At 47.4% G+C, this 14,119-nt stretch carries 10 protein-coding genes and 1 tRNA gene; 6 read left to right on the plus strand and 5 right to left on the minus strand.

Annotated features, from left to right (window positions below; all coding sequences use genetic code 11):
- The first annotated feature begins 220 nt into the window (after positions 1 to 220).
- Complete coding sequence (gene nirB / locus ABGY95_RS07020) at positions 221 to 2,752, plus strand: nitrite reductase large subunit NirB (RefSeq protein WP_347440978.1); 2,532 nt, start codon at positions 221 to 223, stop codon at positions 2,750 to 2,752.
- A 19-nt stretch (positions 2,753 to 2,771) separates the two neighbouring features.
- On the plus strand, positions 2,772 to 3,107 hold the full coding sequence (gene nirD, locus ABGY95_RS07025) for a nitrite reductase small subunit NirD (RefSeq protein WP_347440979.1): 336 nt from the start codon (positions 2,772 to 2,774) through the stop codon (positions 3,105 to 3,107).
- Between the two features lie 83 nt (positions 3,108 to 3,190).
- Here nirD and mutL read toward each other — a convergent pair whose 3' ends face one another.
- Together mutL and ABGY95_RS07035 are read right to left on the minus strand one after the other, a co-directional pair.
- Positions 3,191 to 5,008: a DNA mismatch repair endonuclease MutL gene (mutL, locus tag ABGY95_RS07030; RefSeq protein WP_347440980.1), complete on the minus strand. Its 1,818-nt coding sequence runs from the start codon at positions 5,006 to 5,008 to the stop codon at positions 3,191 to 3,193.
- Positions 5,009 to 5,105: 97 nt separating this feature from the next.
- Complete coding sequence (locus ABGY95_RS07035) at positions 5,106 to 7,499, minus strand: DUF87 domain-containing protein (protein ID WP_347440981.1); 2,394 nt, start codon at positions 7,497 to 7,499, stop codon at positions 5,106 to 5,108.
- Positions 7,500 to 7,602: 103 nt separating this feature from the next.
- Here ABGY95_RS07035 and alr point away from each other — a divergent pair, with 103 nt between their 5' ends.
- The gene (gene alr, locus ABGY95_RS07040; RefSeq protein WP_347440982.1) at positions 7,603 to 8,691 is read left to right on the plus strand and encodes an alanine racemase; all 1,089 of its coding nucleotides are present in this window, start codon (positions 7,603 to 7,605) and stop codon (positions 8,689 to 8,691) included.
- Here alr and ABGY95_RS07045 read toward each other — a convergent pair.
- Both ABGY95_RS07045 and ABGY95_RS07050 read right to left on the minus strand, forming a co-directional pair.
- Complete coding sequence (locus ABGY95_RS07045; protein ID WP_347440983.1) at positions 8,685 to 9,374, minus strand: hypothetical protein; 690 nt, start codon at positions 9,372 to 9,374, stop codon at positions 8,685 to 8,687. The two genes, alr and ABGY95_RS07045, sit on opposite strands and share 7 nt — an antisense overlap.
- A 2-nt stretch (positions 9,375 to 9,376) precedes the next feature.
- Positions 9,377 to 9,862, minus strand: a complete 486-nt coding sequence (locus tag ABGY95_RS07050; protein WP_347440984.1) for a rhodanese-like domain-containing protein — start codon at positions 9,860 to 9,862, stop codon at positions 9,377 to 9,379.
- A 1,248-nt stretch (positions 9,863 to 11,110) separates the two neighbouring features.
- Between ABGY95_RS07050 and ABGY95_RS07055 the strand changes: the two genes are divergently transcribed.
- Positions 11,111 to 11,752 carry an FHA domain-containing protein gene (locus ABGY95_RS07055; RefSeq protein ID WP_347440985.1) on the plus strand — a complete coding sequence of 214 codons (642 nt, stop codon included), beginning with the start codon at positions 11,111 to 11,113 and terminating at the stop codon, positions 11,750 to 11,752.
- A gap of 1 nt (position 11,753) precedes the next feature.
- Here the strand turns inward: ABGY95_RS07055 and ABGY95_RS07060 are convergent, their stop codons facing one another.
- A complete protein-coding gene (locus ABGY95_RS07060; RefSeq protein WP_347440986.1) occupies positions 11,754 to 12,428 on the minus strand; it encodes a hypothetical protein in 675 nt (224 codons plus the stop codon).
- Between the two features lie 70 nt (positions 12,429 to 12,498).
- Here ABGY95_RS07060 and ABGY95_RS07065 point away from each other — a divergent pair, with 70 nt between their 5' ends.
- Positions 12,499 to 13,575 carry a 3-deoxy-7-phosphoheptulonate synthase gene (locus ABGY95_RS07065; RefSeq protein ID WP_347440987.1) on the plus strand — a complete coding sequence of 359 codons (1,077 nt, stop codon included), beginning with the start codon at positions 12,499 to 12,501 and terminating at the stop codon, positions 13,573 to 13,575.
- Between the two features lie 289 nt (positions 13,576 to 13,864).
- Positions 13,865 to 13,938: transfer RNA gene (locus tag ABGY95_RS07070), tRNA-Gln, on the plus strand.
- Positions 13,939 to 14,119: the final 181 nt, after the last annotated feature.

The following is a 14,119-nucleotide window of genomic DNA, read 5'->3' on the forward strand; positions in this document are numbered from 1 at the left end:
TTGCTAAGTATGCCTACTTCTTCGGAGATAATGATACCACAAATAAGTTCGATGATAACATTGCTCAACTTTCTGTAGAACTTAACTACACATTCTGATCACCCAAACCATGATAATCTAGTAAGCTGAATCATCTGCCCCATGAATTTAGTTCATGGGGCAGATCTTTTTGTGGCACGCCCTGTGCTCAAGAGAATGCATGCAAGGTGGCAATAAATTTATGAAAAAGAGAGTAATAGTTATAGGAAATGGAATGGTCGGTTACAAGTTTTGTGAACGTCTCGTGGATAAAGATACTGCGAACAAATTTCAGATCGTCACGTTCTGCGAAGAACCTCGCCCTGCCTATGACCGAGTACACCTATCCGAGTACTTTACTGGAAAAGCCGCTGAAGACCTCAGTATGGCCAAGTTCGGTTGGTACGAAGAAAATGATGTAGAACTCCACGTTGGCGAAAAAGTAACCCAGATTGATAAAGTAGCAAAGCGCGTGATCACCTCATCAGGAAAAGTGGTCGCGTACGACAAGTTAGTCATGGCTACAGGCTCCGCTCCTTTTGTGCCTCCTGTTCCAGGTATCGATAAAGAAGGAGTCTTTGTCTACCGTACAATCGAAGATCTCGACGCGATCAAGGAATATTCAAAGACAGCCAAATCGTGCGCCGTTATTGGTGGTGGTTTACTCGGTCTAGAAGCAGCTAAAGCGGCGCAAGATCTCGGCCTGCGTACACATGTTGTAGAGTTTGCTCCACGTCTCATGCCCAGACAGTTAGATGAAGAAGCGGGAATTCTCCTTAAAGATATTATTGCAGATCGTGGTATTCAAGTGCACCTCTCAAAGTCCACTTCCAACATTGCTGGTGATGGTAAAGTAAAGGCCATGGAGTTCGCCGACGGCTCTGAACTCAAGGTCGACATGATTATCGTTTCCGCAGGCATCAAGCCTCGTGACGAACTTGCCAGAGATGCTGGAATCGAAGTTGGACCTCGTGGAGGCATCCAAGTTGATAGCTACCTCCTTACAAATGATCCTAATATCTTTGCTATTGGCGAATGCGCTCTCTACGAAGGAATGATATACGGTCTCATAGCACCAGGCTACCAAATGGCTGATGCAGTGAGTGAACTACTCATTGGTAATGAAGCAACCTTCACCGGTGCTGATATGTCCACAAAGCTCAAGCTCATCGGTACAGACGTGGCAAGTTTCGGCGCGATTGACATTCCCGATGGTTCCCATGCTAGTGAAATCGTCATCAATGACAGCCACGGCAAACTCTACAAGAAACTGGTAGTCTCTGAAGATGGCAAAAATTTACTAGGTGGTATTTTAGTCGGTGATGCTAGTGCTTACGGCTCCCTCCATCAGATGTATCTCAATGAGATACCGATTAAATGCGACCCAATTCAGCTTATTATGCCCGCCAGCGATGGCGAGCCAGCAGGTGTTGGTGTAGGCGACCTCCCTGACTCAGCACAGATATGCTCCTGTGAAGCAGTCACTAAAGGTGACCTTTGTTCAGCAATCGAAAATGGTTGCGATACAGTCGCTAGTCTCAAATCATGCACCAAGGCCGGTACTGGATGTGGTGGTTGCGTTCCAATGATGACCGACCTCTTCAAGCAGAAGATGCGTGAATCTGGAGTAGAAGTTAGCGATCGTCTCTGTGAGCACTTCGATTTATCCCGCACGGAAATGTACCAAGTCGTTCGTGCAACAGGTATAAAAACCTTTGATGAACTCCTCATGAAACATGGCTCTGGTCTTGGTTGTGAAATTTGTAAGCCAGCAGCAGCATCTATCCTTGCTTCCACTTGGAACCTGCCAATTCTCGAGCACGCACCTCTACAGGACTCTAACGATGCCTTCCTCGCTAACATCCAGCAAGACGGAACCTACTCGGTTATCCCCCGCATCCCTGGTGGTGAAATCACTCCTGATAAACTCATCGTCATTGGTGAAGTCGCCAAGAAATACAATCTCTACATGAAGCTCACAGGTGGTCAGCGAATTGATCTTCTAGGAGCCCGTGCAGCCGATCTACCACCCATTTGGAAAGAGCTCATCGATGCTGGATTCGAATCAGGTCACGCCTATGGTAAAGCTCTTCGTACAGTAAAGTCCTGTGTTGGCTCGACTTGGTGTCGTTTCGGTGTCCAAGACTCAACGACACTCGCCATAGATATTGAAAAGCGTTACCGAGGTATCCGTTCACCGCACAAACTGAAGGGTGGCGTGTCAGGCTGCACTCGCGAATGCGCAGAAGCTCGCAGCAAGGACTTCGGTATCATCGCCACAGAAAAAGGATGGAACCTCTATGTATGCGGAAATGGCGGTATCACACCACGCCACGGTGACCTCTTCGCCACAGACATTGACCGTGAGACTCTGATCAAATATATCGATCGTTTCCTCATGTACTACATCAAGACAGCCGACAGACTTGAGCGCACATCCACATGGATGACTAAACTCGAAGGCGGCCTAGCGCACCTTCAAGACGTGGTGATCAATGACTCCCTCGGTATCTGTGATGAGCTCGAAAGCCAAATGGCCCACCTCATCGGGACATACGAATGCGAGTGGAAAAACGCGATTGACGATCCAGAAAAACTCAAGCGCTTCAGTCACTTCCAGAACACAGATGAAGTAGACGAAACTGTCGAATTTGTGGACCTCCGCGGTCAGATCTGCCCAGCCCGCCTCAATGAAGCAAATGAGGAAGAATCTGGTGAACTCGCTAACGCATAAATCAAATAAAATACTTACTATGATCAATGAATCAACATGGACAAATATCGGTCCAATTTCTAACTACCCACTCAACCTTGGTAGCTGTGTGAAGGTCGGCGGCAAACAAATCGCAATCTTCAATCTACCAACAAAACAACAGTGGTACGCAGTTCAAAACTTCAACCCGCAAAACCGACGCATGGTGCTCTCACGTGGGCTCACTGGCGATGCCGATGGTGTGCCAATCGTTATCTGCCCACTCCATAAGTACCGTTATTCGTTAGAAACTGGCGAGTGTCTAACGGAGAGTACCTACAGCCTCGAAACCTTCCCAATCAAAGTCGATGGGGACACGTTGGTTATCGAGACGTAACAGGCTCAACCACTTCACCACAAAATTTTTGCCGCGTAGGCGTCTAACTGAGAAATCGGTTAGGCGTCTTACTTTTTTTGCTGCTAGCTGAACTTACGCTCCAGTTCCTTCAAAGAAAGGTGGATCACAGTCGGACGGCCGTCTGGTGCGCAATAAGGTAGGTCACACTGGAACAATGCTCCTAGGAATTGTTCATTACCATTCCGTTTAGCCACTTCATTGCAAGCTGCCCGTTTGGCTAACTTCTCAGCGAACACCTGAAACGCCATCGATTTGGCACGCTTGCCGCCTACGGTCTCCACTAACTCATCGATCAGTGCGGAGATGAAAGCACGCGGGTCTTTATCGCCTAAGACCGCTGGCATACTTCGGACCTGGATCGTTCCCCCACCAAATGGTTCGAGACTGATTCCAGCCTCCGTGAAGTTCTCCAGATTGGTCATAACCACATCGAAGTCTCTTGGGTCTAGATCAACCAATTCTGGGACCAACAACCCTTGAGATTCCAAGCCACCGGCCTCATCATCTAGCAAAGACTCGTACACCATTCGCTCTCTAGCAGCCTTGGGGTCCATGACAACTAATCCGTCATCCCCTTGAAGTAAAATGTACCGGTCGTGCAATACTCCAAGAATTGAAAACTGGGGGGAATCTTTAACATCAGCCTCTATTTCTAGCTCTTTTTGTTCAGCCTTGGCCTTCACCGCGAACTTAGCTTTAACATCGGCTTCTGTTGGGCTGACATGTAAAATTGATTGAGGCGATGCCGCCGAGACTGGTTCGCGAGAATGGACCGGTGGGTGAACCTCTGGCTCAGAGGTTTTTTCAAAGGGTTTCCTAAGCGGAGAACTAGAACCATCCTTACGCGATATAATTTTGGGCTCACCACGCAGTGAACTAGCTGATTCAGATTTGGCCACCAAGGCTGCCTCAACGGCGGTTAGAACCAAGTGGCGTACTTCAAAAGGTTTATGGAAGCGGACTTCTTTTTTCGCGGGGTGAACATTCACGTCCACCAACTTTGGGTCCATCTCTATCCATAACCATGCCGATGGATTCAGTCCATCCGACACAGCTCCTTTGAAAGCATCTTTGAGTGCTCGACTAATAGCTGGGTCCTCGATCGGTCGTCCATTGAGGAAGACAAATTGCTGACGTCTCCCCTTTCGTGCAAATTCGGCAGGCAATACGTAGCCATGTACTTCCATGTCCGACTCCTCACAGGCTGGTACTTCAATCAATGCTTTGCCCGCGTCAGTGCCAGCAATACCCGATATGCGCATCCGCTTATCATTAGTTGCGGGTAGGTCAAATACTGTGCGTCCATCTTTGCGCATAGTGAATCGCACACTCGGCCATGCCAATGCATGGAGTTTCACTTGGTGTTCAACGTGAGCGCTCTCAGTCGATTCGGCACGCATAAATTTACGGCGCGCTGGGATATTGAAAAATAACTGGCGAATCTCAAAAATGGTCCCTGGCTGTAGTCCGGCCACTTTCACATCCTGCACAATGCCTCCATCGACTATGATCTCAGTCCCTTCGACGGATTCGTGCTCACGAGTTGCTAGGCGAAATTTCGAGACTGATGCAATACTGGGAACTGCCTCACCGCGAAATCCCATCGTTGTGATTGCCGAGAGTTGTTTGGCATTTTTAAGTTTACTTGTAGCATGGCGCTCTAGGCACATCAGCGCATCTTCCTTGCCCATACCAGAGCCGTCATCAGTGATTTTGATAAGGCTAGCTCCCCCTTTTTGTATTTCGACCTCTATCGATTTCGCACCTGCATCGATCGAATTTTCCACCATTTCCTTTACCACGCTGGCTGGGCGTTCAACCACTTCACCCGCCGCTACTTGGCTGGCTAGAACATCTGGAAGTATCGCTATCTTTGGCATCAAAAGAAAAGTGCCTTCCTCGACTGAAGAAACAATCCCGAATTTCAGAAATTACGACTAGATCTGGGCACGCCAAACCCCAGCTTGGCTGCAAGTATTATTCTCCAAGCCAGAGTAAACCCACAGCTTCGATATCAATATCTTTTTTGTAGGGCTTGATGCTCACCGTCTCTAACTCCAGAGCACTCGGATCAAACTTTTTCTCCAAGGCATCGATATCCTCAGCTAATTCCGATCGCATCTCCTGAATCAAAGCCTGAATATCACCTACTTTTGCCTCAGCCACTTCGACATCTCGGTGTTGCTGTGCGGCCCTACCTGCTGATCTCGCTGATGAGGCCCCCCGGCGCACATTCGCTGAGGAAAGTTTCTTGGATCCGAGCAAGACACCAAAGATCGTATTCAAAATACTAGCACCCGCATCGATTTTTGCTGATTGAGCCTGCGCCATCTCCCGATCCACAGCTGCGTACGCGCGGGAAAGTTGGTTCTGTTTGGTGCGCAGTTTACCCTGCATTTTGTCGCGTAATTTTTCAATTGCAGCATCCCGCACTTCACGAGAATCGTGCGTGAGCCGCGCTCTAAACTCGCCTTCGCCTTCTCCCATTTTTGAATACACCTTCACCAGTGGAGCATAGAAAACATGGACTCGCTCAGAGCGGTAGATCTGATCCTCCCAATCCTCTTCCACACTCTTGTAGTTTGCTTGATTCATGGCATAGCCAGCTAAAGGAGTGAAATCGGAATCAGGCTCGGGTTCACTTGAAAGCTGGTCTAAAGACGTCTCACAACTTACCATTTCATTCCAATCAATCCCCGACTCTCGGATTGGGTTGATCAAACGGAGTACTCGAGATCCGTCGACTCCCGACTTCGTGTTGTGAAAATAGATTCTAGCTTGGCGCAAAAGGTGTGGCGAATACTGACCCTCACCGACAAACCACTCACTTACACCATTGCCTAGCGGTGGCCTAGCTGTGCGCTTAGCAGCTTGATTGCCAGAACTTGGCAATGCCATTGGATTGCTGGACGTGGAAACTTGTTTTGAGTCAATATCCCAAGCAGCCCGCTTCGGGTCCATTAGCGACTTTATTTGCGAGCGTGTCAGTGGCCCTCGCATGTAGCTCATTACCCACCTAACATGAAATACCGTCAGCGCGCCGTCATGCACGTTATTCATCAAGAAAACGCGGCTATCTAGGCCAGCTAACAATTTCTCCATCTCCTTACGATCAAAGCCCCCGTCTTGCAAAGCGGCAGCACCCTCGAGCCCATCTAGCACACGCATCTTGTCCCGCTCAGTTTGTAGTCTCCCTAACCACCACGTGCCAATATTTGAAAGCGCCTTGTAATCAAGGTCGACTGGATTCTGCGTCGCGAGTAATGCCCCCAGACCAAACGCCCGTCCTTGTTTGAGGATTGTCATTATCGGTTTTTTTGACGGTGGATTGGCGCTAGGTGGAAGATAACCATAGATCTCATCCATATAAAGCATCGTCCGAAGGCTAGTAGTTCCGCTCTGAGTGCGCATCCAAGCTAACATTTTGTTGAGTAGAATGCTGACAAAGAACATGCGCTCGCTGTCGCTAAGGTGCGCTATGGAAAAGATAGAGATCCTTGCCTTGCCGTTGTCTTGGAAGAGGAACTTTTGAATATCTAAGTCTGGCCCCTGCATCCATGTGCTGAAACCTGGAGAAGCGATTAGATTGTTAAAGCGTATTGCTAGCTCCTGCCTCTTTTTTGCGGGGTAGTATGACTCAAGGTCAATCACACCCACTTTACCAAAGGGAGGTTTTTGGATGGTACGTATTAGACTCTCCATCGTTAGGCTCTCACCAGCCTGCCAGTGGTGGTTAAAAATAGTGCTCAAGAGCACAGCTTCAGCACTCTGAATGCTGTCTTCATCGATCCCTACTAAAGAAAGCAAGGAGCTCACTGAACTCTCAATATAGTCACCTAGTAACTCACTATCATCAAGCACCTCAAATGGTGGTGCAGCCAATGATCCTAAAATCGAGACTGGAACACCAGCTCTACTGCCCGGCGTGAAAATATTGACGTCTACATTGCCTCTAAAGGATCGGACACGCTCCGAATCCTGGCCCCAGTCAGCAGTTCCCTTCTGCCACATTCTAGCTGTCTTCTCGGCGAACTCATCGGGACTGAGACCTTTCTTTTGTGCGTCCGACTCATTTATCCAAGGCCGAAAGTCTGAGCCTTTGAACTCAGGAAATGTGAGCATCAAGTTCGCAATGTCCCCTTTCGGGTCTATCACAATGGCGGGAATATTATCCATTGCGGCTTCTTCTAGCAGGCTCAAACATAGACCCGTTTTTCCCGAACCAGTCATTCCTAGCACAACACCATGTGTCACTAAATCTTTTGAATCATAAAGAACTATATCGTCTTCCAGAGATTTTTTAGATTGGTCGTATTCACGTCCTAAGTAGAAGGAACCTAATTTCTCGAAAGCGCTTTGCTCAATATGCATGCTCTAGCAATACGATGCTCATGCAGCACCATGCAAGAAAACTCAGCGTATTGTGATATTCCTGCTTTCCAGATCTCCCTCTAGACATTTTAATAGTACTACTTTGAGTCACCCAACGATATCGCCGCCACGCGCTTGGGCTGAGATTTGCTTCTCCGCCCTCAAACATAATTTAGCGTATATTCGCAATCATTCTAAACAGAAGGTTATGGCTGTACTGAAAGCTGGTGCCTATGGTCATGGAATTGAGCAGATTGCTTTAGCGATAGATTCTGAGGAACTTGCTTACTTCGGCGTTGCTAGTGTCATCGAAGCCAGAAAGCTCAGCGATGCAGGTATACAAACTCCAATCTACCTACTTGGTCCCACACTCCCTGATGAACGAAAGGAGATCATTGAGAATGGTTGGACACCCAGCATTTCCTCACTCGAAGAGGCTGATGACTTCAATCAGCTCGCTATCGATGGCAACGCGAATCCGGTGCATATCACACTGGACACAGGTATGGGCCGCGGTGGTTTTCTGCCGGCAGCTTTAGACAACGCAGTTGATTATGTTAGTAATCTCCCGAATATAAAAATCGAAGGCATCGGTTCACACCTTCCTAGCGCAGATGAAGACCGAGGATTCACCCTCCAACAATTTACAACCTTCGAAGCTGCTGTCGAGGGGAAGCCATATAAATACATTCACCTCGCAAATTCTGCAGGACTGCTAGACTATTCATCAAGTGTAACAAATCTAGCGAGACCTGGACTCATGTTGTATGGCATTGCGCCTATCACAAGTTACCAACATGAGCTTCAACCTGTAATGACTCTGAAGTCGCGCGTCTCACTTATCCGCACTTTACCTGCTGGGCACGGCGTTTCTTATGGCCGAGATGCCATTTTAAAGAGCGACACACGCGTGGCAACAATAGGAGCTGGCTATGGTGATGGTTACCCACGAGCTCTCTCCAACAACGGTGCTGAAGTCCTCATTCGAGGTCAGCGCTGCCCGGTGTTAGGGCGAGTCACAATGGATCAGATAATGGTGGATGTGAATGATCTCCCAAGCTGTAAATCTGGCGATGAAGTCGAACTCTTTGGAGTTAACATCCTCGTTTCTGAAATTGCAGAAAGAGCGAACACCATCGCATGGGAAGTTCTCACAGGCATAACCCCACGCGTCACCCGCATTTATCAATAGTCAATTCTTGGTGCGCTGAGTTCACCAAAGATATCTCTCCCAGCCACCTCACCGAGAGCGCGAAGCTCCTTCACAAGCACCAGCCAAGCCGGCTCCCCACCCTCATCTGTGCGACCACAATGCGTGCACGAAGCAAAGCCTGGGTAACTGTCTGTCTTCTGTGGGTCTGCATCTAACTGCACAATCGTAATAATTGGTCGAGGGCGAGATTTTGATTTGGGTAGAATAACAATTGGGTGAATCCAGCACGTTAGAGGTTTGAGGTACCAATCACCTAAATTATCCTCCATGCACAAACGTTGGATGCCACAACGACCAATGCTATCAAGAAATACGCAACGGGTCTTCTCAAAATGCTCAGGGAAATCGTTAGCTAGCTCGCCAGCTTCAGCCGGTCTAGTCGCCGTCTTTTGCGCCATACCATCTCGCACTTTCACCACGGTTACTTTGGGTAATGTAAGCCCGTAACCGACAAACCTCTCACGTTCATTGTCGACTAAGCAGTTTATCCCTTTAGCTTCCTCATCTGAGAGGTAAACGCCATCGTAACAGCAAGTGGCTGAGCACCGTTTGAGTGTACAATGCTTTAGTAGTGTTTCAAATGCCTCGTGATCGACTAAGGCTTCTGCCACCTGCATCCGCAGATCTGAAGCAGTCTCCGTGTAATGAGTATGTTTAGACATGTCTAAAGGCCTGACATGTTCCACAGTTCCCAACCACCTTTAAAAATGCTCACATTGTAACCAGACTTGGATAGAGCTTGCGCCATCACACCCGAGTCTGAGCAATTCTCGCTCTGGCAGTAGATGACAATTTCTTTACCTGCTGAAGCTGCAGCATCCAGTGTCCTTTTTGAATTTTCGAAACTCTTATCGAATTTTTTCAATGGAAGGCTATGAGCTCCCTCAATATGGCCTAGCCTGTAGAATATCGGTGGCCTAGTATCAAGCAGTAGTATTGAGCCAGATTGGTGAAGCTCGAAAACTTTCTCGATCGTTAGTTCTCGTATCAATAAATGCTTTTTAAGTTTCTCCTTGGTCTCCCCAGCATCTGAGGATTGCTTCTTAGTTGGTTGAGTGTGATTCTCCGCGGCCTTCTCAGATAGTATACTTGTGCAGCTACTGAGCACACTGCCCCCAACTAGGATGAATATTGCTGAGATTGTTTTCATGGTGAAGTGGTCTTCTAAACGTTGCCAAAGGTTTGAAATTTATAGTGAAATTTTGACAACATTACCGATGGAGTCTTATTATTGGTGATTGGGCTGCTTTGGGCAATCTATTTGTGTCGTTTGCTTTTGTTGCCTTCGGCTGGCTTAAGCTGTCTTTCGTTGGGTTTCTTGGGAGGCGCTCCATGGTGTTTAGTTTGAGAGAGATTGTTGCCTTTTACAAGGGTATAGAACTCCATCCAGTCATCAATTAAAGCTTCTAATTCTAGTACGCTGCTGTAGCTCCAGAGCCTGAGTTTCTCATACTTGATACTCCACCAGAAGCGCTCGATAAACACGTTGTCTAGTCAGCACCCTTTGTCGTCCATGCTCACCGGGCTACCTGTAGACATGAATTAATTACTCAACCACCTAATAATAAACAATTTATCAATCGTGTTACACTTTCCGTTAAAGTACTGCGCGTGTGTGCCATTCCATCATGACAATCAATCAAGCAGCACGTCGTGGTATTGGTATGTATGTGATATCAGTGCACTAGACTCCATATGCAGTCGTCACAGGAGTGCCTGTGAGAAGACAAGAGTGAATCTTATGATTTTTCTCAATAATCTTAAATGTTTTGGTGTGAGAAGGTTACAATTGATCGCGAGTAAAGCTGAGTGAAACCTAACTGAACGCGCATGCTGAGTATCAATCATAGGTTTTCGCTGTTGTTTAGAAGAAAGTCCTTCTTTAGTAGAAGTAATCTCACTGATTCTCCAGCTGAGCCTCTTTGAATTCGAGTTTTTCACTTCTTTCTTGGTGGTATGAGGGCTTTCAAAAAGCAGAATCAATCGAGGATCTAACTCCTTTTTCCAATGCATGAGCTAGGGAATGAGCTAATTAGTACTCCTGAATGATGTCACTTACTGAATGAGTAATGTTGAGAAATTTGGTGGCGATACGTGTATTATTTTTCCGCACTGAGGTGTATTTTTCTAACGTTTCATGTGTCCACTTTTCAGTGATTCTGCTACCGATGCACAATCAGATATTTCAATATGCTATTGGCACTGTTTTTCAGTTCCTCATCTCTCCCTAAAGAAATGAAAAAAGTGTCATTGTGGTGTAACCTACCAGCTAAATTTGAGTAGTAAGATTATTATCTACAGCATACTGCTAGTAAATATAAGTCCATTTCAACAAAGGTTTATTATTGTAAGGCCCAGCTCTGCAGCCTAGTCTACCACCACACCGATCAATTAATTTATGCCAAGAATCATCATCACCGAACCAGGGAAATCACCACAACCCTACCGCCTAAAAATTGACCGCGCTGAAACAAAAATTGGTCGCGGCGGTGACAATGCAATTAAGATAGAAGCTGGTTCAGCCTCCACCAACCACTGTGTCATGAAACGTGAAAGTGGTGGCTTCACCCTAGAAGATCTCGACTCTACTAACGGGATCAAAATCGATGGGACACGCTTTCAGGTGATTGATCTAGAAGATGGAATTTCTGTCTACATCGGCGACGACGTTATTCTTGAGTTTACTCTAACCGAAGAAGAGATCAAAGTACTCGCTTCAGAAGAATTCGAGAGCAAGCAGCAAGCCATGCTCCCCAAGATCAAGCAGGCTCCCGCAGAAAAAGAAACAATCGCTGAAGAGGCATTTTTTGAGGAGGACGATGCGCTGGATCTTGATGAGGAAGAAGACGAAGAGGATGATTACATTCCACCAGCTACTGCTAAAAGCGGCATGAATGGAATCCTATTTGCTATTCTTGCCATTCTTGCGCTCGCTCTAGGTTTTTACATAAGGCACTATCAAGACGTTCTATCCGCACCAAAAGAACCTACTGAGGTGCCAGCTACTGCACTGGTCTCTGCGATTCTTCCTACGGAGTAATCTAGGGACGTTTTTGTGTCCAAGCAGCATTACCATAACGCGCCTTCACTATTTTTGAGACATCACCGAGAGCGGTGATGTCTTTTTCTTTCACCCTAGTGGATAGAGACTCAATGAAGGCCGTAACCCAAGGCACACCATTCTCCACCCCTTGCACGCTTCCCTGATGCAGCAAGCCGTAACGCGATCGTCGTTGCCCAGCACCAGCCAATTTTTGTCCATCAGTCCCGATAATATCAAAGGCAACTGGCTTAACGAAGCACGACCGAGCATCGCTATCCGAATTATCCTCAGTCAATGCACACTCCACCCCACAAGCCTGCATCGACTCAGCTAGAGCATGATGAATATGAGCATAACTTGCATTGCCGCGCTGTTGTTCCATAGGGTGTCCCATTGGAATACTCAGTGTGTAGGTCACATCCACTCGGTGATCTACAATACCACCACCTGTCCAGCGCCTGATATACTCGATATCTGGTCCTGGGAAATCACGCACAGCGTCACTTAGTTTTTCAAAATAACCAAAACTCACTGCAGCGTCTCGCCAATTATAAATACGTAATAGCGGAAGCTCCCCACCTCTATGGTGCAGAATTTCATCCACCGCCATATTCTCAGCACCACTCCGCGCAAGAGGATCAATCCATACTTCTAGCTCTGAAAATATTGCCATCTGACCTCTGTTGTAGAGAGATTTATAGACTCCCACAAACTAATACTTGAATCCTTGACTGATAAGCGCAATGTCCATCGGTGTGAACCATTCTCCAACTGAAGACTTACGCATCAAAGCCATTTCCCCTCTCATCTCACCGGCGGTGCTGTCCTACTACCTACCAATCACCGATAAAGCGGCTGATACGGTAACCAAAGCACGTCAAGAAGCTGAGGATATCCTCCTCGGCAAAGACGACCGGATCCTCGTTGTCGTTGGACCTTGTTCCATTCACGACACTAGTGCCGCCCTTGAGTACGCTGAGCGCCTCAAGGTTCTAGCTGACCGCTACAAAGAAGACCTCTGCATCATCATGCGCGTCTACTTTGAGAAGCCTCGCACCACTGTCGGCTGGAAAGGTCTTATCAATGACCCGCACCTCGACGGCTCATTCGACATCAACCGCGGACTTCGCATCGCACGTGAGCTACTACTCGAACTCAACACTATGGGCATGCCTGCAGCCACTGAGTTTCTCGATGCCATTTCACCACAGTTCGTAGCCGACCTCATTTCTTGGGGAGCTATTGGAGCACGTACCACAGAGTCACAAGTGCACCGCGAACTAGCTTCAGGCCTCTCCATGCCAATCGGCTTCAAGAATGGCACTGGCGGTTCTATCCAAATTGCACTCGATGCGATTCAGGCAGCCCAAGGCTCACACCACTTCCTCTCCGTCACCAAACAAGGCGTCTCAGCCATTGTTACAACTGAAGGAAACAACGCTGGCCACATCATTCTCCGCGGTTCATCTGACGGCCCAAATTTCTCTAAAGAACATGTCGCCGCTTGCGCCGCTCGCCTCACGGCTAAAGGGCTTCCTGAGCAACTCATGGTCGACGCCTCACATGGCAACTCTAAGAAAGACTACCGCAACCAGCCAGCTGTGATCGAGGATCTCTGCACGCAGGTTGCAGCAGGCTCCAAGGCTGTCGCGTCCGTAATGATCGAGTCTAACCTCATCGAAGGCGCGCAGAAACTTGGTGATGATCCATCAAAGCTAGTCTACGGCCAGTCTGTCACCGACCAATGCATCAGCTGGCAGAGCACTGAGAACGTCCTTGAGGCCCTCTCAACTGCTGTAAAAGCGCGCAGATCACTCTAATTTCGATTAGAAGCAATTTAAAATCCACAGCCGATCGGCAATTTACTTCCGCTCGGCTGTTTTTATGTGCAACCTAGATTTCAAGCGCATCCCTGCCTATTCTTCATAAAGGGTCGTCCGCTCTAAGATTATAAATGGCTTACAAAGCGTATGCAATCATACAGCTAATCATTGAAATTTCATAATTATTGCCAAACTAAAAAAAACTCCGGAATTGATGCAGTTTTTTGTTGCATCTAGAGCCGACTGAGCGTAATTATTCGCCCGCAGCCACTCGGCAGCAACATATAGGCCTATAGTGTAATGGTAACACTCCGGATTTTGATTCCGTCATTCCAGGTTCGAGCCCTGGTAGGCCTACCATTTAATTTCATAAGGTGCCGCTAATATACTTCAGCGGCTCTTTTTTTTACCATGATATCTATGCTTCATATAGATGTAATAAAGACGTAGTAAGCAAACTACATTTCATGTGTTTTTTACCACCTTGGATTCAAACCGGAAGTGCACCGCTTAACTTGAACAACGGCCCAGATGCTGATTA

It is taken from the genome of Rubritalea sp. (assembly GCF_039830215.1).
In the GTDB taxonomy this organism is placed as follows: Bacteria; Verrucomicrobiota; Verrucomicrobiia; order Verrucomicrobiales; family Akkermansiaceae; genus Rubritalea.